Annotated in this window: 24 protein-coding genes and 1 tRNA gene; 21 read left to right on the forward strand and 4 right to left on the reverse strand. The window is 65.6% G+C overall.

From position 1 onward, the window contains the following. Window positions 1-145 precede the first annotated feature (145 nt). The 11 genes from glyA to M9H71_RS13635 all read left to right on the forward strand — a co-directional run bounded on the left by glyA (window position 146) and on the right by M9H71_RS13635 (window position 10,556). Window positions 146-1,444 (forward strand): serine hydroxymethyltransferase, encoded by a 1,299-nt coding sequence (gene glyA, locus M9H71_RS13585; protein WP_455405504.1) that lies wholly within the window; start codon window positions 146-148, stop codon window positions 1,442-1,444. Window positions 1,445-1,591: 147 nt separating this feature from the next. After that, a complete protein-coding gene (nrdR, locus tag M9H71_RS13590) occupies window positions 1,592-2,074 on the forward strand; it encodes a transcriptional regulator NrdR (protein ID WP_455405505.1) in 483 nt (160 codons plus the stop codon). Further along, complete coding sequence (gene ribD, locus M9H71_RS13595; RefSeq protein WP_455405506.1) at window positions 2,071-3,240, forward strand: bifunctional diaminohydroxyphosphoribosylaminopyrimidine deaminase/5-amino-6-(5-phosphoribosylamino)uracil reductase RibD; 1,170 nt, start codon at window positions 2,071-2,073, stop codon at window positions 3,238-3,240. Before nrdR ends, ribD begins: the two co-directional genes overlap by 4 nt. Before the next feature lie 10 nt (window positions 3,241-3,250). After that, window positions 3,251-3,859 (forward strand): riboflavin synthase, encoded by a 609-nt coding sequence (locus tag M9H71_RS13600; protein ID WP_455405507.1) that lies wholly within the window; start codon window positions 3,251-3,253, stop codon window positions 3,857-3,859. Between the two features lie 215 nt (window positions 3,860-4,074). Then, window positions 4,075-4,566, forward strand: coding sequence for a 6,7-dimethyl-8-ribityllumazine synthase (ribH, locus tag M9H71_RS13605; RefSeq protein ID WP_455405508.1), 492 nt, complete (start codon window positions 4,075-4,077; stop codon window positions 4,564-4,566). Between the two features lie 5 nt (window positions 4,567-4,571). Then, on the forward strand, window positions 4,572-5,093 hold the full coding sequence (gene nusB, locus M9H71_RS13610) for a transcription antitermination factor NusB (RefSeq protein ID WP_455405509.1): 522 nt from the start codon (window positions 4,572-4,574) through the stop codon (window positions 5,091-5,093). A gap of 224 nt (window positions 5,094-5,317) precedes the next feature. Continuing rightward, window positions 5,318-6,289, forward strand: a complete 972-nt coding sequence (gene thiL, locus M9H71_RS13615) for a thiamine-phosphate kinase (RefSeq protein WP_455405510.1) — start codon at window positions 5,318-5,320, stop codon at window positions 6,287-6,289. A gap of 230 nt (window positions 6,290-6,519) precedes the next feature. Next, window positions 6,520-8,640, forward strand: coding sequence for a sodium-translocating pyrophosphatase (locus M9H71_RS13620; protein ID WP_455405511.1), 2,121 nt, complete (start codon window positions 6,520-6,522; stop codon window positions 8,638-8,640). Between the two features lie 217 nt (window positions 8,641-8,857). Then, on the forward strand, window positions 8,858-9,391 hold the full coding sequence (locus M9H71_RS13625) for an REP-associated tyrosine transposase (protein WP_455405512.1): 534 nt from the start codon (window positions 8,858-8,860) through the stop codon (window positions 9,389-9,391). A gap of 103 nt (window positions 9,392-9,494) precedes the next feature. Further along, complete coding sequence (locus tag M9H71_RS13630; RefSeq protein ID WP_165858132.1) at window positions 9,495-9,653, forward strand: hypothetical protein; 159 nt, start codon at window positions 9,495-9,497, stop codon at window positions 9,651-9,653. Between the two features lie 39 nt (window positions 9,654-9,692). Next, window positions 9,693-10,556 carry an alpha/beta fold hydrolase gene (locus M9H71_RS13635; protein WP_455405513.1) on the forward strand — a complete coding sequence of 288 codons (864 nt, stop codon included), beginning with the start codon at window positions 9,693-9,695 and terminating at the stop codon, window positions 10,554-10,556. A gap of 127 nt (window positions 10,557-10,683) precedes the next feature. Here the strand turns inward: M9H71_RS13635 and M9H71_RS13640 are convergent, their stop codons facing one another. Beyond that, window positions 10,684-11,169 (reverse strand): outer membrane protein assembly factor BamE, encoded by a 486-nt coding sequence (locus M9H71_RS13640; RefSeq protein ID WP_455405514.1) that lies wholly within the window; start codon window positions 11,167-11,169, stop codon window positions 10,684-10,686. Between the two features lie 108 nt (window positions 11,170-11,277). On the opposite strand from M9H71_RS13640, the gene M9H71_RS13645 reads away from it, so the two are divergent. The 8 genes from M9H71_RS13645 (at window position 11,278) to M9H71_RS13680 (ending at window position 17,190) form a co-directional block, all read left to right on the forward strand. Beyond that, entirely contained in the window at window positions 11,278-11,814 is a 537-nt protein-coding gene (locus M9H71_RS13645) for a ubiquinol-cytochrome C chaperone family protein (RefSeq protein ID WP_455405515.1), read from the forward strand. A 17-nt stretch (window positions 11,815-11,831) separates the two neighbouring features. After that, complete coding sequence (locus tag M9H71_RS13650; protein WP_455405516.1) at window positions 11,832-12,398, forward strand: YceD family protein; 567 nt, start codon at window positions 11,832-11,834, stop codon at window positions 12,396-12,398. 241 nt (window positions 12,399-12,639) lie between these two features. Then, window positions 12,640-13,701, forward strand: a complete 1,062-nt coding sequence (plsX, locus tag M9H71_RS13655; protein ID WP_455405517.1) for a phosphate acyltransferase PlsX — start codon at window positions 12,640-12,642, stop codon at window positions 13,699-13,701. After that, window positions 13,698-14,675 (forward strand): beta-ketoacyl-ACP synthase III, encoded by a 978-nt coding sequence (locus M9H71_RS13660; protein WP_455405518.1) that lies wholly within the window; start codon window positions 13,698-13,700, stop codon window positions 14,673-14,675. Before plsX ends, M9H71_RS13660 begins: the two co-directional genes overlap by 4 nt. 142 nt (window positions 14,676-14,817) lie before the next feature. After that, complete coding sequence (locus tag M9H71_RS13665) at window positions 14,818-15,174, forward strand: integration host factor subunit alpha (protein WP_455405519.1); 357 nt, start codon at window positions 14,818-14,820, stop codon at window positions 15,172-15,174. 14 nt (window positions 15,175-15,188) lie between these two features. Next, on the forward strand, window positions 15,189-15,899 hold the full coding sequence (locus M9H71_RS13670; RefSeq protein ID WP_455405520.1) for a MerR family transcriptional regulator: 711 nt from the start codon (window positions 15,189-15,191) through the stop codon (window positions 15,897-15,899). A 347-nt stretch (window positions 15,900-16,246) separates the two neighbouring features. After that, window positions 16,247-16,324: transfer RNA gene (locus tag M9H71_RS13675), tRNA-Pro, on the forward strand. A gap of 428 nt (window positions 16,325-16,752) precedes the next feature. After that, window positions 16,753-17,190: a hypothetical protein gene (locus tag M9H71_RS13680; protein WP_455405521.1), complete on the forward strand. Its 438-nt coding sequence runs from the start codon at window positions 16,753-16,755 to the stop codon at window positions 17,188-17,190. 113 nt (window positions 17,191-17,303) lie between these two features. Here M9H71_RS13680 and M9H71_RS13685 read toward each other — a convergent pair whose 3' ends face one another. Beyond that, window positions 17,304-17,621, reverse strand: coding sequence for a hypothetical protein (locus tag M9H71_RS13685; RefSeq protein ID WP_455405522.1), 318 nt, complete (start codon window positions 17,619-17,621; stop codon window positions 17,304-17,306). Between the two features lie 221 nt (window positions 17,622-17,842). Here M9H71_RS13685 and M9H71_RS13690 point away from each other — a divergent pair, with 221 nt between their 5' ends. Both M9H71_RS13690 and M9H71_RS13695 read left to right on the forward strand, forming a co-directional pair. Continuing rightward, on the forward strand, window positions 17,843-18,811 hold the full coding sequence (locus tag M9H71_RS13690; RefSeq protein WP_455405523.1) for an SDR family NAD(P)-dependent oxidoreductase: 969 nt from the start codon (window positions 17,843-17,845) through the stop codon (window positions 18,809-18,811). Window positions 18,812-18,850: 39 nt separating this feature from the next. Beyond that, window positions 18,851-19,636 (forward strand): DUF169 domain-containing protein, encoded by a 786-nt coding sequence (locus M9H71_RS13695; RefSeq protein ID WP_455405524.1) that lies wholly within the window; start codon window positions 18,851-18,853, stop codon window positions 19,634-19,636. A 164-nt stretch (window positions 19,637-19,800) separates the two neighbouring features. Here M9H71_RS13695 and M9H71_RS13700 read toward each other — a convergent pair whose 3' ends face one another. Both M9H71_RS13700 and M9H71_RS13705 read right to left on the reverse strand, forming a co-directional pair. After that, window positions 19,801-21,357, reverse strand: a complete 1,557-nt coding sequence (locus M9H71_RS13700) for an undecaprenyl-phosphate glucose phosphotransferase (RefSeq protein WP_455405525.1) — start codon at window positions 21,355-21,357, stop codon at window positions 19,801-19,803. Between the two features lie 112 nt (window positions 21,358-21,469). Next, window positions 21,470-22,609, reverse strand: a complete 1,140-nt coding sequence (locus M9H71_RS13705; protein ID WP_455405526.1) for a glycosyltransferase family 4 protein — start codon at window positions 22,607-22,609, stop codon at window positions 21,470-21,472. Window positions 22,610-22,706: the final 97 nt, after the last annotated feature.

A 22,706-nucleotide genomic window follows, 5' to 3' on the forward strand; every position in this document is an offset into this window, starting at 1 on the left:
GTCTGACTGGGGCGCATGGCCGCAAATGTGGCGGCGTCCTTGGCCGGCGGGGGCGGATGTGCTATGGCCCAGCCGCCGCTTCCGAACCGCTATCCCGTAACCGCTCGCACCCGATGAACCGGCTGCGACGGTGGAGACTTTTCCCATGAGCACAGCAAACCCCGCGTCCGCGCCCGACAGCTTCTTCTCCGCCTCGCTGGAGCAGGCCGATCCCGAGATCGCCGCTGCGATCCGCGGCGAACTCGGCCGCCAGCGCCACGAGGTCGAGCTGATCGCCTCCGAGAACATCGTCAGCCGCGCGGTGCTGGAAGCGCAGGGCTCGGTGATGACCAACAAGTACGCGGAAGGCTATCCGGGCAACCGCTATTACGGCGGCTGCGAATTCGTCGACATCGCCGAGAATCTGGCGATCGAGCGCGCCAAGAAGCTTTTCGGCGCCAACTTCGCCAACGTCCAGCCGAATTCTGGCAGCCAGATGAACCAGGCCGTGTTCCTGGCTCTGCTGCAGCCGGGTGATACCTTCATGGGCCTCGATCTCGCCGCCGGTGGCCATCTCACCCACGGCGCCCCGGTCAACATGAGCGGCAAGTGGTTCAAGCCGGTGCACTACACCGTGCGCCGCGAAGACCAGATCATCGATATGGATGCGGTCGCCAAGCTGGCCGAGGAGGCCAAGCCGAAGCTGATCATCGCCGGCGGTTCGGCCTATCCGCGCGCCTGGGACTTCAAGCGCTTCCGCGAGATCGCCGACAGCGTCGGGGCGTATTTCATGGTCGACATGGCGCACTTCGCCGGCCTGGTGGCGGGCGGCGTCCATGCTTCGCCGGTGCCGCATGCCCACGTCACCACCACGACGACTCACAAGTCGCTGCGCGGCCCGCGCGGCGGCCTGATCCTCACCAATGACGAGGCGCTGGCCAAGAAGTTCAACTCGGCGATCTTCCCTGGTCTGCAGGGCGGCCCGCTGATGCATGTGATCGCCGCCAAGGCGGTGGCGTTAAAGGAAGCTTTGCAGCCGGACTTCAAGGTCTACACGAAGAACGTCGTCGAAAACGCCAAAGCGCTTGCGGAAACGCTGCGCGGCGCCGGCTTCGATCTGGTCTCGGGCGGCACCGACAACCACCTGATGCTGGTCGACCTGCGGCCGAAGGGGTTGAAGGGCAACGTGTCGGAAAAGGCGCTGGTCCGCGCCGGCATCACCTGCAACAAGAACGGTATCCCGTTCGACCCGGAGAAGCCGTTCGTGACCTCGGGCCTGCGCCTCGGCACCCCGGCGGCGACCACCCGCGGATTCGGCGTCGCCGAGTTCCAGCAGGTTGGTAATTTCATCGCCGAAGTGCTGAATGCGATTGCGCAATCCGAAGGCGGCAGCGCGCCGCTGGTGGAAGCTTCGGTGAAGCAGCGGGTCAAGGAATTGACCGACCGCTTTCCGATTTATCAGTAAACTAAGGTCGTCATGCCCGGGCTTGTCCCGGGCATCCACGCCTTCGAGCGTGGCGACGGCACTAAGGCTTGGATGGCCGGGACAAGCCCGGCCATGACGAAAGGTGAGGGACCGATCCCCCTCGGACCGCTCTAAGGACGCGTCGCAATGCGCTGCCCGAACTGCAACAGCCTCGATACCCAGGTGAAGGATAGCCGGCCCACCGAGGATTCCTCGGTGATCCGGCGGCGGCGGGTGTGCATTGCCTGCAATTTCCGTTTCACCACCTTCGAGCGGGTGCAGCTCCGCGAGCTGATCGTGATCAAGCGCAACGGCCGCCGGGTGCCGTTCGACCGCGACAAGCTGGTGCGCTCGGTGCAGATCTCCTTACGCAAGCGGCCGGTCGATCCGGAGAGGGTCGAGCAGATGGTGTCGACCATCGTGCGCGAGCTGGAAAGCGGCGGCGAGGCCGAGGTTTCGTCGGAGGCGATCGGCGAGAGCGTGATGGATCACCTGCGCAAGCTCGACGACGTCGCCTATGTCCGGTTCGCCTCGGTGTATCGCAATTTCCGCGAGGCCAAGGACTTCGAAGCCGTGCTCGGCGAACTGTCTCACGAGGACGAGGCGAGAGCGGCGCTGGTCGACAAATGATCTTCCGTATCCTGGAAGAGCAGATCGGACAGAAGCTCGCCGCCGAGAAGGCGGCCAAGTCCGGCGACTCGGCCGACCGCCGCTTCATGCAATTGGCGCTGGCGCTCGGCCGGCGTGGGCAGGGGCGGACCGGGACGAATCCAGCCGTCGGTGCAGTGCTGGTCAAGGACGGTATCATTGTCGGCCGCGGTTGGACCCAGGACGGTGGCCGCCCGCATGCCGAGGTCGAGGCTCTGCGCCGGGCCGGCGAGGCGGCGCGCGGCGCCACACTGTACGTGACGCTGGAGCCGTGTTCGCATCACGGCCGTTCGCCGCCCTGCGCCGACGCGATCATCGCGGCCGGCGTCGCACGCGTGGTTTCGGCGATCGAAGACCCCAATCCGCTGGTCGGCGGCCAGGGGCACGCCCGGCTGCGCGCCGCCGGCATCGCGGTCGAGACCGGGCTGTGCGCCGAGGAGACTATGCGCGACCATGCCGGCCACCTCCATCGCATCCGCGACCACCGTCCGCACGTCACGCTGAAGCTGGCGGTCTCGGCCGACGGCAAGATCGCCGCCGCCGGCCACAAGCCGGTCGCGATCACCGGCGAGGCTGCCAACGCTCGAACGCATCTGCTGCGCGCCCGTTCCGACGCGGTGCTGGTCGGGATCGGCACCGTGCTGGCCGACGATCCGGCGCTGACCTGCCGGCTGCCCGGGATGGCGGCGCAATCGCCGATCCGGGTGGTGCTCGACCGGTCGTTGCGGATTCCCGCCGCCAGCAAGCTCGTGCATTCGGCACGAACCACGCCGGTGTGGCTGATGGCCTCCGATACCGCTGAAGCCGCGACCGCTGCGCGGCTCGGCGCGGCCGGTGCCGAAGTCGTCCATGTCGCTGATTGCGCCGACGTGCCGGGCCTCGATCTGCCAGCGGTACTGCGCGCGCTGTCGGACAAGGGCGTGACGCGCCTTTTGGTCGAAGGCGGCGCCCGCGTCGCCGCGGCGTTCGTCAATCGGCGGCTCGCCGACGAAATCCGGCTGTGGCGCAGCGACACCACGATCGGCGCCGACGGCGTCGATGCGCTGGACGGCCTGGCGCTGACCGCGATCACCGATTCCCCGCATTGGCACGTTCGCAGCACCGAACGCTTCGGTGCGGATACGCTCACCATTTTCGACCCGAACTAGAAGGCATTCCATGTTCACCGGCATCGTCACCGACATCGGCGAGATCGAAACCGTCAAGCCGGTCGCTCAGGGCCAGTTGCACCGGCTGCGGATCCGCTGCGCCTACGACCAGTCGACCATTGCGGACGGCGCCTCGATCGCCAGCAACGGCATCTGCATGACGGTGGTCGGCTCCGGCACCGAAGGCGGCAAGACCTGGTACGAGGTCGATGCCGGCGCCGAAACGCTGGCCAAGACCACCGCGAGCGGCTGGACCGCCGGCACCAGGCTTAATCTCGAACGCGCGCTGAAGATCGGCGACGAGCTCGGCGGCCACATCGTCACCGGCCATGTCGACGGTATCGCGAAGGTTGTGGCACGCGAGGAGCTGCCGGACATGGCCCGCTTCACGCTGGAGACCAGCCGCGAGCTTGCCCGGTTCATCGCGCCGAAGGGCTCGGTGACGCTCGACGGCACCTCGCTGACGGTTAACACCGTCGAGGACACCAAATTCTCGGTGCTGATCATCCCGCACACGCTGTCGGCGACCATTCTGGGCGGCTGGCAGGTCGGGAGCGAGGTCAATATCGAGGTCGATCTGATGGCGCGCTACGCCGCGCGCCTCAGCGAGATGAAATAGGCGGCAGACACGGATGAGGACGTCATGCGCGGGCTTGGCTTTGCGCCGGCCTCCGCCTACAACCCGCAGGCCCTCATGGTGAGGAGGCGCGAAGCGCCGTCTCGAACCATGAGCTTCGCGGCGCTCATCCTTCGAGACGCGGCCAATGGGCCGCTCCTCAGGATGAGGTCCGTACTGGGCGAGATGCAGACAACCGACCGAAGAAGAAGCGACACATGGCAGACGCGCGGCGCGCACCCCTGAAAGACCAGACCGACATTTCGGGCGCGCGCGTCCTGATCGTCGAGGCGCGGTTCTATGACGACATCCAGGACGCGCTGCTGGAAGGCGCGGTCGCCGAGCTGAAGGCCGCCGGCGCCACTCACGACGTCCTGACCGTGCCGGGCGCGCTGGAGATCCCGGCCGCGGTTGCGATCGCGATCGATTCCGCTGAAGCCGCCGGCAAGCCGTATGACGCCGCGATCGCGCTCGGCTGCGTGGTGCGCGGCGAGACCATCCATTTCGAGATCGTGTCGATGGAATCCGCGCGCGGGCTGATGGATCTCAGCGTGGCGCGCAAATTCCCGCTCGGCAACGGCATCATCACCGTCAATACCGACGAGCAGGCCTGGGCGCGGGCGAAGCCCGGCGACCTCAACAAGGGCGGGGACGCCGCGCGCGCCGCGCTGGCGATGCTGCGGATCAAACGCCGGCTGGCGAAGGCGTGATGCCGATGGCCGAGATCAACAAACCCGCCTTCAAGAAACCCGATCTTAAAAAGATGACGCCGAAAGGCGAGCGCAAGGCCAACCGGCGCGGCGCGGCGCGGCTCGCCGCGGTGCAGGCGCTGTACCAGATGGACATCGGGGGCGCCGGCATCAACGAGACCTTCGCCGAATTCGAGAGCTTCTGGATCGGCAACGAGGTCGAGGGCGAGCAATATCTCCCCGCAGAGGCCGCATTCTTCCGCGACATCGTCGCCGGCGTGGTGCGCGATCAGAAACAGATCGATCCGCTGATCGACGACATCCTGTCGCGCGGCTGGCCGCTGGCGCGGATCGACGCCATTCTGCGCGCGGTGATGCGGGCAGGGGCCTACGAGCTCGAACACCGCAAGGATATCCCCGCGCGGGTCGTCGTCTCCGAATATGTCGACGTCGCACACGCCTTCGTCGAGAAGGACGAGACCGGCATGGTCAATGCCGTGCTCGACCAGATCGCCCGCCGGTTCCGCGAGGACGAGTTTACGCGCTGAGCACTCTGGGTGCGGGACGCCGCAACAAGGGCGGACTAACCTCGCCCCGCGTGCGGGGAGAGGTCGGATCGCATCGCGCGATGCGATCCGGGTGAGGGGGCGCCTCCTCGAGGCCGAGAGCCAGTGCTCGGGGCACCCTCACCCCAGCCCTCTCCCGCAAGCGGGAGAGGGAGCGCACCGTGCCTGGGTGACGTAGGTGCAATGACGGCGAGGTTCTTGCTTCGATGCCCTCCGGTGAAGACGATCTGATCGCACGCTACTTCAAGCCGCTGGCCACCGATCCCGGGGCGCGGGGGCTGGTGGATGATGCGGCGGTGCTGCGGGCCTCGGAGAGCGATCTGGTGCTGACCACCGACGCGATCGTCGAGGGCGTGCATTATCTCCCCGACGATCCTCCTGAAGCCATCGCCCGCAAGGCGCTGCGGGTGAACCTGTCGGACTTGGCCGCCAAGGGTGCCGAGCCGGCCGGCTTCCTGCTGACGCTGGCGCTGCGCCAGCCCGACGAACGTTTCCTCGCACCGTTCGCGGCCGCGCTCGGCGAGGACGCCGCGACGTTCCGCTGCCCGCTGCTCGGCGGCGACACGGTGTCGACGCCGGGACCGATGATGATCTCGGTGACCGCGCTCGGCCGGGTGCCGCCTGGCCGGATGGTGGCGCGCGACGCGCTGCGCCCCGGCGACGCCATTGTCGTCTCCGGCACGATCGGCGACGCCGCGCTCGGGCTCGATCTGCTGCAGGGCCGGGCGACCTGCGCCAGTCAGGCTGACCATGCGTTTCTGATCGATCGCTACCGGGTGCCGCAGCCGCGCTCGGCGCTGGCGGCCGCTGTGCGCGATTACGCCGGCGCGGCGATGGATGTCTCCGATGGCCTTGCCGGCGACCTTGCCAAGATGTGCGCCGCCTCCGGCGTTACCGCGATTGTCCGCGCTGCTGCAGTGCCGTTGTCGGACGCTGCGCGTGCGATCGCTGGAACCGATGAGTCGAAGCTCGCGCGATTACTCAGCGGCGGTGATGATTACGAGTTGCTTTGTGGCGTTGCACAAAACAACCTCGATCAGTTTCTTGCTGCGGCGCAACGAAGTGACGTGCAGGTGACTGTCATCGGCGTTGCCGAGCAGGGAACTTCATCGCCGCGCTGGCTCGACGGAAACGCCCGCGAAATCTCGCTGAAGACGCTGTCTTTCAGCCATTTCTGACGCTTAGTCGCTGGTATTCCGGCGTGAGGAAGCTCGCTGGAATAGTCCGAAGATAACCGGAAAAGCCCAGCTTAGTCCCTTCGCAGCGATTGCGGAGCCCCCGTGATTTTGGCAAGGTCCGCCGCGATTTGAGGCTGCCCCGCAAAAGAGGGCACGCCATCTTGTTGCGCGCCCGCGCCGCTCCCGCAGCGCAGGCACGGGGGTGAAACTCGGGACTGAGGCAATCAGGTATGACAGCTCTATGGGTGATCGTGCTCTGCGGAGCGCTATCGATCGTATACGCCATCTGGGCGACCTCGTCGGTGCTCGCCGCCGACCAGGGCAGCGCGCGGATGCAGGAAATCGCGGGCGCGGTGCGTGAAGGCGCGCAGGCCTATCTGAAGCGCCAGTACATGACCATCGCCATCGTCGGCGTGGTGATCTTCGCGGCACTCGCTTACTTCCTCGGCATCCTCGTGGCGATCGGCTTCGCGATCGGCGCGATCCTGTCCGGTGCGGCCGGCTTCATCGGCATGAACGTCTCGGTGCGCGCCAACGTCCGCACCGCGCAGGCGGCCACCACCTCGCTCGCCGGCGGTCTCGAGCTCGCCTTCAAGGCCGGCGCGATCACCGGCATGCTGGTGGCCGGTCTCGCGCTGCTCGGCGTCACCCTTTACTTCATCTACCTGATCCACTTCGCGGGTCTGGCCGCGAATAGCCGGACCGTGGTCGACGCGCTGGTCGCGCTCGGCTTCGGCGCCTCGCTGATCTCGATCTTCGCCCGTCTCGGCGGCGGCATCTTCACCAAGGGGGCGGACGTCGGCGGCGACCTCGTCGGCAAGGTCGAAGCCGGCATTCCGGAAGACGATCCGCGCAACCCGGCGACGATCGCCGACAACGTCGGCGACAACGTCGGCGACTGCGCCGGCATGGCGGCCGACCTGTTCGAGACCTATGCGGTGACCGCTGTCGCCACCATGGTGCTCGCCGCGATCTTCTTCGGCACCGCGACGCCCGAGCAGCTCCAGAGCGTGATGACGCTGCCGCTCGCCATCGGCGGCATCTGCATCCTGACCTCGATCGCCGGCACCTTCTTCGTGAAGCTGGGTGCCTCGCAGTCGATCATGGGCGCGCTGTACAAGGGCCTGATCGCCACCGGCGTGCTGTCGCTGATCGGCGTCGGCGCCGCGATCTACTGGCTGGTCGGGTTCGGCGCGCTGCCGGGCGTCAGCTATACCGGCATGTCGCTGTTCCTGTGCGGCGTCGTCGGCCTCGCGGTCACCGGCCTGATCATCTGGATCACCGAATACTACACCGGCACCGACTTCCGCCCGGTGAAGTCGATCGCCCAGGCCTCGGTCACCGGCCACGGCACCAACGTGATCCAGGGCCTCGCCATCTCGATGGAAGCGACCGCGCTGCCCGCGATCGTGATCATCGCTGGCATCCTGATTACCTACAGCCTTGCCGGCCTGTTCGGCATCGCGATCGCCACCACCACCATGCTGGCGCTGGCCGGCATGATCGTCGCGCTCGACGCCTTCGGTCCGGTCACCGACAACGCCGGCGGCATCGCCGAGATGGCCGGCCTGCCGAAGGAAGTGCGCAAGTCGACCGACGCGCTCGACGCCGTCGGCAACACCACCAAGGCGGTCACCAAGGGCTACGCGATCGGCTCGGCCGGTCTCGGCGCGCTGGTGCTGTTTGCCGCCTACAACGAAGACCTGAGCTACTTCGTCGCCAAGAAGACGCCGTACTTCGTCGGCGTCGAGCCGAACTTCGCGCTGACCAACCCCTACGTCGTGGTCGGCCTGCTGTTCGGCGGCCTGCTGCCGTATCTGTTCGGCGCGATGGGCATGACCGCGGTCGGCCGCGCCGCCGGCGCGATCGTGGAAGAAGTGCGTCGCCAGTTCCGCGAGAAGCCGGGCATCATGAAGGGCACCGACAAGCCGGACTACGGCAAGGCGGTCGATCTTCTGACCAAGGCGGCGATCAAGGAAATGATCATCCCGTCGCTGCTGCCGGTGCTGTCGCCGATCTTCGTCTACTTCGCGATCTATGCGATCGCGGGCGGCGGAGCGGCCGGCAAGTCGGCGGCGTTCTCGGCGGTCGGCGCGATGCTGCTCGGCGTCATCGTCACCGGCCTGTTCGTCGCGATCTCGATGACCTCGGGCGGCGGCGCCTGGGACAACGCCAAGAAGTACATCGAGGACGGCCACCACGGCGGCAAGGGCTCCGACGCCCATAAGGCCGCTGTGACCGGCGACACCGTCGGCGATCCCTACAAGGACACCGCGGGGCCGGCCGTGAACCCGATGATCAAGATCACCAACATCGTCGCGCTGCTGTTGCTGGCGATCCTGGCGCACTAAGCGTCAGGAGAGGTTGGTCCGACACCAAGCCCCGCGGCGAAAGCCGCGGGGCTTTTGCTTTGCGGAAAAGTCGTAGGATGGGTTGAGCGTAGCGAAACCCATCACTTTCGCAGGCAATCGTCAGCGCCTCGCAACTTCGAACGATTTTTCGGCTGCTGCTTCGATGGGGTTCGCTTACGCTCAACCCGTCCTACGGGCTTGGTGTGTGGGGGCTTCGATGACGTCGTATCGGCGCAATTTCGTGCCCGGCGGCACCTTCTTTTTCACGGTGAACTTGCACGACCGCCGGTCTGCATTGTTGATCGACCACATCGCGGAGCTCCGGGCCGCATGCCGGTATGTGCGGCAACGGCATCCTTTCGCAATCGACACGATTGTCGTGCTACCCGATCATCTCCATGCAATCTGGACGTTACCCCAGGGGGACGCCGACTATTCGACACGGTGGCGCTTGCTCAAGTCTGCATTTTCCCGGCGGCTGCCCGCGATTGAAGCGATCTCCTCGAGTCGCGCCGCCAGGGCGGAGCGCGGACTGTGGCAGCGTCGGTTCTGGGAACATACTCTCAGAGATGAGCGCGATTTTGCCGCTCATGCCGATTACATCCATTTCAACCCCGTGAAGCACGGCTATGTTAGTCGGGCAATCGACTGGCCGTATTCGTCGTTCAGAGCGATGGTTCGCAGCGGTGCCTATCCGCGCGATTGGGGTGGGGACGTTCGAGAGATGGATGGGAGTTACGGCGAGCGGTAGCGACGCGAAGGATGGGTTTCGCTGCGCTCAACCCATCCTACAAATGCCGCGCCTCTGCTACGTAATGCAGCAGCTATTGCCGGCACAACAACAGGAGCTCTCTATGTCTCTCTCATCCGCCAAGAACTACGCGCTGCGCGCGGCCAAGTCGCAGGACCAGAAAGAAGCGATCGAGTTGTTGTCGAAGGCGATCCTCGAATTGGCGAGCTCGATCGAGACGACCGATGCCAAGATCAAGAAGATCAACAAGGACAAATCGTAAGTGTAGGATCGGGCGGCGGCGGACCGGGAGCTGGACGCAATGTCGATCGACACGACGACGCTGGAAGCCAACGGCCTGAGCTTCGCGGCCGATAGCGCCGGGCAGGGCGACACCGTCGCGCTGCTGCTGCACGGCTTTCCGGAAGCGCGGCAGTCGTGGCATCGGCAGATTCCGTTCCTGGCGACGCTCGGTTGGCGGGTGGTGGCGCCCGACCTGCGCGGTTATGGCGGTTCGTCCCGGCCGAGCGGCAAGGCCGCCTACACGATCGAGCATCTCACCGACGACATTGCGGCGCTGTTCGCTACGCTCGGTGGCAAGCGCCGCATCCTGATCGGTCACGATTGGGGCGGTGTGATCGCCTGGCAGGTGGCGCTGCGCGGCAAGGTGCATCTCGACGGGCTGATCATTCTCAACGCGCCGCATCCGGATGCGTTTGCGCGCGAACTGGCCCGCGGCTGGGCGCAGCGTCGCCGCTCCTGGTACGTCGCGTTCTTCCAATTGCCGTGGCTGCCTGAATGGTTGCTCGCCCGCAAGGGCGGCGCGCCGCTGGTGAAGATGTTCGAGACCCACAGCCGCAAGATCCCGGCCGAGCAGCTCGAGATCTATCGCCGCAACATCCTGCAGCCCGGCGCGGCGACCGCGATGCTGAATTACTACCGTGCCAATTTCTCCGGGCTGGCCGGCGGTGCCGGCAGCAATCCGGTGATCAAGGTGCCGACGCTGATGATCTGGGGCGAGGACGACCTCGCGCTCGACATCGCCCTGACTGAAGGCAACGCACAATTCGTCGAGGACTTCACCCTGCACAAGCTGCCGAACGCCTCGCATTGGGTGCAGCTGGACGCGCCCGACGAGGTCAATGCCACGATCGCGGAATGGGCGAGGGCGAAGGGGCTGGCGTAGCCTGCGCGGCGCTTCGTCGATGGGTTTCGCTTGCGCTCAACCCATCCTACGACGGCTCGGGTAGGATGGGTTGAGCGCAGCGAAACCCATCAACCCATCGACACCATCGCGTTGATCCGCCTCCGACTCAGCGGAAGCTGATCAGTCGGAACAGTGGCGCCAGATAACTCATTTCCTGGCCGGAGGTCGGCGTGGTGCGGCTGATGAAGTCGAAGATCTTGCCGTCCTGCAGGCCGTAATTGGCGATGCGGCGGACCTGGCGGTTCTTGTCGAAATAGATCGCAATCACCCGCTGGTCGATCACCTTCTGCGGCATGAATGCCACCGGACGCTCGGTACGCTGAGAGATGTAGTAGAACACCTCACCGTCCAGCGTCGCCACCGTCGACGGCGTGCCCATCACCAGGAGCACCTGATCCTGGCTGGCGCCGATCGGAATCTGCTCCAGCGCACCATTGGGCAGGATATAGCCCTTCTGGAACTGCTCCGATGTGCAGGCGCCCATGCCGGCGCCGACCAGCGTCAGCGCCACGGCAAGGCCGAGGCTGCGCGGCAGCGAAAAACGGCTTCGCGGCGCATTGGCGCGCTCACGTCGGTCGATCGAAATACTCATTCGGGAGCTGGCCCCATCCCCTTGCATCGCGCAGGGCGTTGACGTACCGGGCAGGAACTCGGAAAGCAATCCCGAAAGGCCCCGCACGGGCCCGGACTGGAACCCGCGATGATTTGGCCTTTCAATCTGCTTCGTCCGCCCCGAACGCCGCCGCACGGCACCATTGAAGCGATCTATGGCACGATCGTGGCACAGTCGCGCCTGCCGGCCTTTTATCAGGAATTCGGCGTCGCCGACACCGTCAACGGCCGATTCGAGATGCTGGTGGTGCATTTGTGGCTGGTGCTGCGCCGGATTCGCAGCATTCAGGACGCTTCACCGTTCGCGCAGGCGCTGTTCGACTATTTCTGCAGCGATCTCGACGCGAACTTGCGCGAGCTCGGCGTCGGAGATCTGTCGGTGCCGAAGCGGATGCAGGCGTTCGGCGAGGCGTTCTACGGCCGCTCGGCCGCCTACGATCTGGCCCTGACCGAGGGCCGTGAAGATCTCGAACTGGCGCTGAATCGGAACGTTCTCGACGGCGCGGACATTGAAAATGCACGCCGGCTGGCGGTCTATGTCGGGCAGGTGATCGCGGCGCTCGACGCGGTGCCGCCGGCCAAGCTGCGCAGCGGTGAATTGCCGTTTCCGCGGCCGGCGGCGTAAGGCGAGGACGTTTGACGATGGCGAGCGAAGACAATCCGTGGAGCGTGCCGATCGTGGTGATGCAGATTCCGGAGACCGGCCTGCATCGCGACATCACCGCGACAGAGCCCCAGCGCGAGGCGATCAGCGCACTCGGCGACCTGCGCGGCGTTGCCGAGGCGACTGCGTCATTTGATCTGAAGCCGTTTGCCGATGGCCGTGTGCAGGTCACAGGTCGGGTGCGGGCCAAGGTCACCCAAACCTGCGTGGTGACTCTCGAGCCGGTCGACAATCTGATCGACGAGCAGATCGATCTGACCTTCGTGCCGCCTGAGCAGATTCGCGAGCTTGCCGACACAGTCGACGACGACGGCGAGCCGGACCCGGGCGATCCGCCGGAGGCGATCGAGCGCGGCATGATCGATATCGGGCGTGTCGCCACCGACGCGCTGTTTCTCGGGCTCGATCCATATCCGCGCAAACCGGACGCAGTGTTCGAGCCGATGGTCGATCGCGACGATCCCGATCTGAACCCGTTTGCTGCGCTGAAGGCGCTCCAGCAGCCCGCAAGCTCCGCGGCGCCGAGCAAGCCGAAGAAGAGCTGAGCGCAGCCACGCCTGCGGATCACCGCAGACGCGGCGCGTTCGCAGCACAAAATCATGCGCGCACGCTACGAAATGCGACTTAAATCTGCCCGATCAAGATGTTGTATCGGAGCTGAGAAAGGCTATTGTCCGGCCCAATCGGTGTGCAGCGCTGCACGCTTTTCACCGCCCCTTCGGGGCTTTTTTTGAGTCCGCGACCAAGCGCTTCCAGGTCGCAGGCGATCAGGTTTCCGGAACGCCCATGCCTCAAAACGTTCGAATCGCGCTCGACGCAATGGGTGGCGATTTCGGCCCCTCTGTCGTGATAGCCGGCGCGGCGATCGCCCTCGGCCGGCATCCGGACATCCAATTCCTGCTCTACGGCGACAGCAAGCTGATCGAGAAAGAACTCGCCGCGTATCCGGCGCTGCGCAAAGTGTCGCGGGTGATCCACAGCGACGTCGCGGTGGCGATGCACGACAAGCCGAGCGTGGCGCTCCGCCGCGGCCGCTACAAATCGTCAATGTGGCAGGCGATCGACGCGGTGAAGAAAGCCGAGGCCGATGTCACCGTGTCGGCCGGCAATACCGGCGCGTTGATGGCGATGGCCCGGTTCTGCCTGCGCACACTGCCCGGCATCGATCGCCCGGCGATCGCCGCGACCTGGCCGACGATGCGCGGCGATTCGGTGGTGCTCGATCTCGGCGCGTCGATCGGCGGCGACGCCCACCACCTCAAGGCGCTCGCGATCATGGGCGCGGCGATGGCCAGCGTGCTGTTCGATCTGGAGCGCCCGACTGTGGGCCTGCTCAACATCGGCGTCGAAGAGATCAAAGGCGGCGACGAGGTGCGCGAGGCCGCCGAACTTTTGCGCGCGATGAACTCGCCGCGGTTCGATTTCATCGGCTTCGTCGAAGGCGACGGCATCGGCAAAGGCGCCGCAGACGTCATCGTGTCCGAGGGCTTCGCCGGCAACATCGCGCTGAAGGCCGCGGAGGGCACCGCGCGTCAGCTCGCGGAATATCTGCGCGCGGCGATGTCCCGGACTTGGCGGTCGAAGATCGGCTATCTGTTCGCGCGCGATGCGTTTAAGGCGCTCAAGGAGAAGATGGACCCCAACAAGTCCAACGGGGGCGTCTTCCTCGGCCTTAACGGAATCGTGGTCAAAAGCCACGGTGGAACCAACGCCGAGGGCTTTGCCTCAGCAGTCGATGTTGGCTATGACATGGTCCGCTACGATCTCCTGACCAAGATCAATCAAACGCTCAATCGTGATGCCGGCGCGTTGGTCGCGACGCCGAGCGCCCAGGAGGCTGTCTCGTGACGGTGATTCGTTCGGTCGTACTGGGCTGCGGCGCTTATCTGCCGGAGCGGGTTCTCACCAACGAAGAGCTGGCCCGGACTGTGGACACCTCGGACGAGTGGATCGTCCAGCGCACCGGAATTCGCGAACGCCACATCGCCGCTGACGGCGAATTCACCTCGCATCTCGCCACCAGAGCCGCGCAGGCCGCTCTCGACAATGCCGGCCTCACCGCCGATCAGATCGACCTGATCGTCCTGGCGACCTCGACCCCCGACCATACCTTTCCGGCGACCGCGGTGCAGGTTCAGGCCGCGCTCGGCATGACCCACGGCGTCGCCTTCGACCTGCAGGCGGTGTGCTCCGGCTTCGTGTTCGCGGTCGCCACCGCCGACAATTATCTGCGTGCCGGCTCGGCCAAGCGGGCGCTGGTGATCGGCGCCGAGACCTTCTCGCGGATTCTCGATTGGACCGATCGCGGCACCTGCGTGCTGTTCGGCGACGGTGCCGGCGCGATCGTGCTCGAAGCGCAGGAAGGCTGGGGCACCTCCGCCGACCGCGGCGTGCTGACCACGCATCTCCGTTCAGACGGTCGCCACAAACACAAGCTGTACGTCGACGGCGGACCGTCGAGCACCCAGACCGTCGGCCATCTGCGGATGGAAGGCAAAGAGGTGTTCAAGCACGCGGTCGGCATGATCACCGGCGTGATCGTCGACGCGTTCAAGGCTTCCGGCACCAGCGCCGACAATGTCGACTGGTTCGTGCCCCATCAGGCCAACAAGCGCATCATCGACGCATCAGCCCAGAAGCTGCACATCGCGCCGGAGAAGGTGGTGATGACGGTCGATCGCCACGGCAACACCTCGGCGGCCTCGATTCCGCTGGCATTGTGCGCCGCGGTCACCGATGGCCGGATCCAGAAGGGCCACCTCGTGCTGCTCGAGGCGATGGGCGGTGGCTTCACCTGGGGCGCCGCGCTGTTGCGCTGGTAGTTGTGCGCGTAAAATTTTAGCAGTATTTCCATGGCGTTCGGTGCTAACTTTGAGGCACTTTAGGACCCGGCGCTGTTGACCGGCGATTGTTAACCTCTTAATTTCAGCGCAGATTTTCTTTCGCCGTGAGGTGGGGCAGGCGATGGCCGGACGAACAGTCACACGTGTCGATCTATGCGAAGCGGTCTATCAAAAGGTCGGACTGTCGCGCACCGAATCGTCGGCATTCGTCGAGCTGGTCTTGAAGGAGATCACCGACTGCCTGGAGCGTGGCGAGACGGTCAAATTGTCCTCGTTCGGCTCGTTTCTGGTCCGCCAGAAGGGACAGCGCATCGGACGTAACCCGAAGACCGGCACCGAGGTGCCGATCTCGCCGCGGCGAGTGATGGTGTTCAAGCCGTCGGCGATCCTGAAGCAGCGGATCAACGCCAACGGCGCCGCACTGGCTTCGACCACAGAATCTGACGAGACCACCGCGCAAACCGCCTCTGGCGGCTGACGGGGAGCTGGCCTTTGGACAAGGCACCCGACGCATTCCGTACCATCAGCGAGGTCGCAGCCGAGCTCGACATTCCGCAGCATGTGCTGCGGTTTTGGGAGACGCGGTTCAATCAGATCAAGCCGATGAAGCGGTCCGGCGGACGGCGCTATTATCGGCCCGACGACGTCGATCTGCTCAAGGGCATCCGCCGGCTGCTGTACGGCGAGGGCTATACCATCCGTGGCGTGCAGCGGATCCTGAAAGAGCACGGCATCAAATCGGTGCAGCGACTGGCCGATGCCGAGGTCCACGCCAGCTTCGGCGCGGTCGAGGCGGCGATCACCCGCTCGGTCGCCGAGGAAGAAGAGTTCGAGCCGATCCCCGGCGGTATCGACGCCGATGACGACGACTATGACGGCGAGGACGAGGGGCTCGATCTGCACGCCGCGATGGCGGAGCCCGACCACCGGCCGGCACCTGCGCCGCGCCGGACGATCGTCGCCGAGCCGCGCCACGATCCACATTTCGACGACCACGACGACGATTTCGCCGTCGAGCCGGCCCCGGCTCCCGCGATGGCAGGTCCCGGCTGCGCGCCTCGGTTCGATCTGCCGCCGCTCGAGTTTCCAGCCGCCACGGCACCGCCGGCTCCTCCGCCGGTCGATCTCGCCCCACTGCGCGCTGCCTTGAGCGACCTGATCGCCTGTCGCGAACTGCTCAACGCCGCGGCGAAGGACGGCTGAGGGCAGGCAGCGACCTTAAGAAATCACCTCAAGTATGGCCTTTAAGTATATGCGAGGCTGTTCGTTTAGTCACGGCTCAGCTTGCCGCGGCCATCCACGATTGTGCGTGTTCGAGAACATCTGCGGACAGGCGACTGCAGCAAAGGCGTGGATGCCCGGGGGACTAGCCGGGCTTGACGCCGTTCGGACGGCGGACCGCCAGAACGGTCGGCGGTGCCGTGGATCGTGCGCTGATCGAACCACTTCGGTCCAACCCGACATTCTTCGGCATACACGTCCCCGAATTGATCCTCCGCAGCTTGCGCGAAGCACCGATCGCCGCTACAGCATCATGGCCGAAACGGCATCGGAGCGTGGCGCAGCCCGGTTAGCGCACTAGTCTGGGAGACTAGGGGTCGAAGGTTCAAATCCTTTCGCTCCGACCATTCGCAGCGATTGCTGCGCGCTGATCGAGCATCCGATCGGTTTCTCAAGCATATCCTACATTCGACTTTTCCAATCGACATGGTCATGCCGTGTCGAGCCGTATGGTCCGGCGAGCCTTGCCGTTAAGCCGCGGAGCGGCTGACGCCAGATGCGCCCACGGCGCGATCGTCTCCTCGCATGGACATCGTTGGATCTCAGCAGGGTCGTTCCATCAGATCGCAATCGATGGGCGATCGTCACGCACTTATGTGGTCTCGACGACGTTCAACTTCTGATCCCGCGATCCGGCTCCCGCGCCACGATCACAGAGGCGCGGGGCGGAGCGCTCACCGATCTGCGACTGCCGTGGGTTACCGCAGACCGCATCCTTCCGCGTCTCATCGAAATGTCATAACCTCGTTGCACCGCGGCGAGCGAGGATTCGACGATGCGATTTCGTGTCCGCAAGGCTGCCCATTTCCTCGAACGCACCGGGCTGGCGCTGGCCGGCGCAGCGTGCGGCACGTTCGTCGGCGCCCACGTCGGCACCAGCTTCGCGGGGCTGACCACGATCGGCTTCCTGCTCGGCATGATCGCGCTCGGTGCGGTCGGGTTCTATCTCGGCATCGACATTCCGCCGCTGCCGTTCCACGGCGCCGACGAACCGAACCCGGATCGCGGCAAGATCGACGCTGCGGAGTTTCTCAGCGCGTTCGGCACCTTTCTGGCGACGCTGGCGGCGTTCGCTGCGGTCAGCGCCGTGGTGCTGCGGCTCAATCTGCATACGGCGTGGAGCTGGCTGATCCTGATCGGGTGGCTTGCCGGCGTGACGATGCAGGTCACGTCCGGAGCGATCGCCCGGGTGCGCCGCGCCCACGCCCACTGACTTTCCGGCGGCCAGCACAAACGAAAACCGCCCCGGAGGGCGGTTTTCCAGCATCGTGGCGAGTTCTGCTTGGCCTGACCCGCCGCGCGCTGCGGGCAGGCTCCGCAGCGGGATTACTTGCGCCCGAGCATTCCGGCGACGGAGTCTGGCAGCGGAATCTTGGCGACGAGCTGGGGGGCGAACACCACCGCTGCGATCGCCAGCGCAATCAGCACCGGCAGCAATTCGAACGACGACACCTGCACCACGATCCAGATCGCCACGATCAACGCGGCGAGTTCGGCGGCGAAGTACATCAGCACCGTGGTGAAGCCGGGCTTCGGTGACTTGGTCAGCGGCGGCGCCGTGAAGGCGACGAACACCGAAAACACCAGAAGCGCAACCAGCAGCAGGAACAGAAACGCTGCGGTCTGAAGGGTGGCTGCCAGCATCATCGGACTCCTCAGGATCGGCTGAATCTGCCTGTGAGCCTAAGGCAATTCGCCGAATCGCAAAAGTGCGGCGCTGTCCGGGACGCGCCTGACGACGAATGCAGGCTGGCGGCGGCGCGCGGCGATGGACTCGCGCAACCACTGGGCCGCCGCTAAGCTGGCGACGCAGCACCGGCTCGAACCGGCGCGCATCAAAAGAACCGGGAAGGAACGACGCGGCCATGAGGGATTTCGCCGGCAGAACTGCCGTGATCACGGGTGGCGGCGCGGGCATGGGCCGCGAACTCGCCCGTCAGCTCGTTGCTGAAGGCTGTCATGTCGCGATCTGCGACGTCTCGGCGGACGCGATGGACGAGACGCGGCGGCTGTGCGAGGCGGACGGCCTGCCGCAAGGGCTGCGGCTCACGACCCACGTCGTCGATGTCTCCGACGAAGCGCAGATGCAGCGGTTTCGCGACGAGGTCACCGCGCAGCATGCCACCGGCTGCATCCATCTGCTGTTCAACAACGCCGGGATCGGCGGTGGCGGCAGCATGATCGCCAATTCGCGCGAGCAATGGGAGCGCACCTTCAACATTTGCTGGGGCGGCGTGTATCTCGGCACCCGCATCTTCCTGCCGATGCTGATCGCGGCCGACGAGGGCCACATCATCAATACCTCGAGCGTGAACGGCTTCTGGGCGTCGATCGGCCCAATGGTGCCGCACACCGCCTACAGTGCGGCGAAATTCGCGGTGAAGGGATTTTCCGAGGCGCTGATCGGCGATCTTCGGCTGAATGCGCCGCATGTGCGATGCTCGGTGGTGATGCCGGGCCACATCGGCACCTCGATCGTCGCCAATTCGCGCCGGATCCAGACCGGCGATAGTACGGACGAGCTCAGCGCCGAGGAGGTCGCTGGCACCCGCAAGCGGCTGGAGGCGGCGGGAACCGATCTGTCGCAAAGCTCCGACGACGACATCCGCGCGATGGCGAAGGAGCGTGCGCGCAGTTTTCTGGAAGACGCTCCGACCAGTGCAGCCGCGGCCGCGCGCACCATCCTCGATGGTGTGCGCCGCGGTGACTGGCGCATCCTGGTCGGCGACGATGCCCATGCGCTCGACGCCCGCGTGCGTGCTGCGCCGGAGCGCGCCTACGAGGCCGAGTTCTATCAGAGCTTCGCCGCAGAAGTCGGCTGGCGGCTCGGCTGAGCGCAACTGACAATAACAACAAACCGAAGGGAGTTCGCCATGGATGCCGTCGTCGCGCCGGAGCGCATCGATCTTGCCGGTCTGGTTGCCGATCTCAACGCGCTGCTGCGGCTGAAGACCACGGTGATCGGGATGAAGCTGTTCAAAACCGTCGCCGAGATGGAGGCGGTGCCGAAGATCCGGCGGCCGAACGCAATCCACACCACCGACCAGATCGTCTCGATGGCGTCTCGGCTGGGATGGACGGTCGGCATCACCGCCGCAGACTTGGTCGGCGAGCAGTGCCGCGCGGTGATCGGCCTCGCACCGCAGGACGAGCAATGGCTGGCCGGGCGCTCTTACGTCGGGGTGTGGCACGCGACGCCGGAGGATGCGAGCGCGCGTCAGCATGCGCTCGACGTGGTGCCGTTCGGTCAGCATCAGGCGATGGCGGTGTCGCCGCTGGCGAGCGGCCGGCTCGATCCGCCGGACATCTGCCTCGTCTATGCGACGCCAGGGCAGATGATCATCCTGATCAACGGTCTGCAATATGCGGGTTACAAGAAGTTTGAATGGAGCGTGGTCGGCGAGACCGCCTGTGCCGATTCATGGGGCAGGGCGCTGAAGACCGGCGAGCCGAGCCTGTCGTTGCCATGCTTCGCCGAGCGCCGCTACGGCGGCGTGCCGGACGAGGAGATGCTGATGGCGCTGAGCCCCGCGCATTTGGCGAAGGCGATCGACGGCATGAAGCAGCTCGCCAAGAACGGCCTGCGCTACCCCATCGCGCCCTACGGCATCCAGGCTGACGTGCGAGCCGGGATGGGCGTTTCGTATGCGAATAAGTAATTCTCGTCGCCCCCGTCATTCCGGGGCGCGAGCGAAAGCTCGCGAACCCGGAATCTCGAGATTATTGAAGTCCGGCTGGTGCCCCGAACGGCGAGATCCCGGGTTCACGCGCGTTGCGCGTGTCCCGGAATGACGCTGCGGTAGAGTGCGTAAAACAAGCGAGCTTAGTACGCGTTCTCGCCCTTGAGCAGCGCCCACGGAGTTCTCAGCAGGATGTAGAGGTCGAACAGCACCGACCAGTTCTCGATGTAGTACAGGTCGAACTCGACGCGCTTCTGGATCTTCTCTTCGTTGTCGATCTCGCCACGCCAGCCGTTGATCTGGGCCCAGCCGGTGATACCCGGCTTGACACGGTGGCGGGCGAAGTAGCCGTCGACGGCTTCGTCGAACAGCTGGCTCTGCAGCTTGCCCTGCACCGCATGCGGGCGCGGGCCGACCAGCGACAGATTGCCCTTGAACACCACGTTGAACAGTTGCGGCAGCTCGTCGAGACTGGTGCGGCGAATGAAGCGGCCGACGCGGGTGACGCGCGGATCGTTGCGGGTGACGACCTTGGAGGCGGTGGGGTCGGCCTGGTCGTGATACATCGACCGAAACTTGAGCACGTCGATGCGCTCGTTGTTGAAGCCGAACCGCTTCTGCCGGAACAGCACCGGCCCCCGGCTGTCGAGCTTGATCGCCAGCGCGACCAGCGCCATCACCGGCGCTGCGAGCAGCAGCATCAGGCCGCCGACGACGCGGTCGAACACCTGCTTGATCACCAGATCCCAATCGGTGATCGGCGCTTCGAACACGTCGAGCGTTGGAACCTTGCCGACATACGAATAGGCGCGCGGCCGGAACCTGAGCTTGTTGGTGTGCGCCGACAGCCGGATGTCGACCGGCAGCACCCATAGCTTTTTCAGCATCTCGAGGATTCGGGTCTCGGCCGAGATCGGCAGCGCGAACAGCACCAGATCGACCCGAGTGCGGCGGGCGAATTCGGGGATATCGTTGACCTTGCCGAGCTTCGGGACGCCGGCGCAGGTGGACTGCGAGCGGGAGTCGTTTCGGTCGTCGAACACGCCAAGGATGTGGATGTCGGACGCGTCGGCGTGTTCGGCCTTGAGCGCCTCGATCAACTTTGTACCGTTGATGTCGGCGCCGACGATCACGGTGCGGCGATCGAGCCGGCCTTCGCGCCCCCAGCGCCTGACCAGCGCGCGCACCGCCATCCGTTCGGCGAACAGCGCGGCCAGACCGGTGAAGTAAAACGACGCCAGCCATAGCCGCGACACCTCGCCGCCGAGCTTGGCGAAGAACGACGCGCCTATGAACAGCAGAAAGACGAACGACCAGGCTGAGAGCAGCCGCGTCGTCTGCTTCAGCGTGCCGCGGAAAAGCTGCACCTCGTAGAGATCTGCTGCCTGGAAGGTGAGAATTGCGGTCACCGTGGTGCCGAGAATGGCGGCGATGTATTCCCAGGCGAAGCCGTCGCGGCGCACCACGATGGCGAAGTACAGCGCGATGCCGATCGCTGCGATCACCAGAAAGTCGGCCAGGCGCACGGAGCCGGCGATCACGATCGGCGAATAGGCCGGTTGGACCTTCTGGTTGGTGACGGCGAGGGCGGCGGGCGACAGGCGCTTACGTCGCTCGACGCGCGGCGCGCCTTCGTTGGTGGTCACCGCGGCTCCCGTCGCAGCAGCGCTGATCATCGAACGTGCGCTGATCGGCTCCATGTTCTCAATTCCGTGTCCTTGGCCGGCATGACGTTTCCGTCCTCCGGCAAAATCCCCCGGTCCGGCAGTTAACGGAAAAATTGCAAGAAACGGTTAGCGCCAGGCTGAAGACTCAGCGTTGCGCCAGCGCCGCGCGATAACCGGCGAGGACGCCCTCGACCATCGCCTTCTGCGAAAAATGCAGGAAGATCCGCTCGCGCAGAAGCTTCGCGCGGTCGCGCGCGGCGGGCAGGTCGTCGAGCGCGGCGGCGATCGCAGCCGCCATCGCGTCTGGATCGTTCGGCGCGAACAGAGCGTCGCGATGCTCTGGACCGAAGATCTCCGGGATGCCGCCGACATTGGCGGCAATCATCGGAATTCCGGCCGCGGCGGCCTCGATCACCACATACGGCATGGAATCGCCCCGCGACGGCACCACCAACAGGTGGCCCTGCGCGAACCCCTGGCGCGCCTTGACGTGGCCGATGAAGCGCACGGCGGCACCGAGATCGAGCCGCGCCACCTTGGCCTTCAGCGCTTCGGTTTCCTCGCCGTCGCCTCCGAGCGTCAGCGTCACGGGTCGTCCATGGTTACGCAGCCGGGAGATCGCGTCGACCAAGAGATCAGCGCCTTTGATGTGGCGGAACTCTCCGACATAGCAAACGTCGGTGGAGTCGGCGGCGCGCGTGATCGGATCGAATTCGCCGGCGGTGACGCCGTTGAACACGCAGCGCACCAGGCCGTCGGGTTTGCCGATCATCCGCTCATAGGCGGCGCGCGCGAACTCGCTTTCGAACAGGAACAGTTCGGTGCGATTCATCGAGAGTCGCTCGAGCCGGCTGTAGAGCTGGCCCCTCCACGTCGAGGTCGGGTAGTGCAGCGAACCGCCGTGCGGCGTGTAGACCCGGATCGAGCCGGGCGGCCGGGGCACGATCCGCATGAACACGCCCGCCTTTGCACCGTGTCCGTGCAGCACATCCGGCATCAGCTTCGCGATCAAGCGGGCAAACTGCGCCCACACCACCAGGTCGGCCGGGGTCGGCTCGCGGCGGATCGCAAGCCGGTAGACGCCGAGCTTCATCCGTGGCGCGATCTCGGCCAGCGCCGCGGCGGCGCGGTCGCCGCCGGTCAGGCTGTCGGTGATCAGGGCGACGTGATGACCGCGTTCGGCCTGACCGTTGGCGAGGTCGAGGATGTGGCGGATAATGCCGCCGACCGGAGCCCGCACCGCATGCACAATCCGCAACGGGCGATCCTGCGATGGAACGGTCATCGAATTCCCGCCCCACGTACCCCCGCGCAGCGCCGTCCGCCCCAGGGGCGCCCGGCGGCAGCAGAGGCGTTCAAGACGGAGAGGAGGAACATGGATC

Source organism: Rhodopseudomonas parapalustris (genome assembly GCF_053772255.1).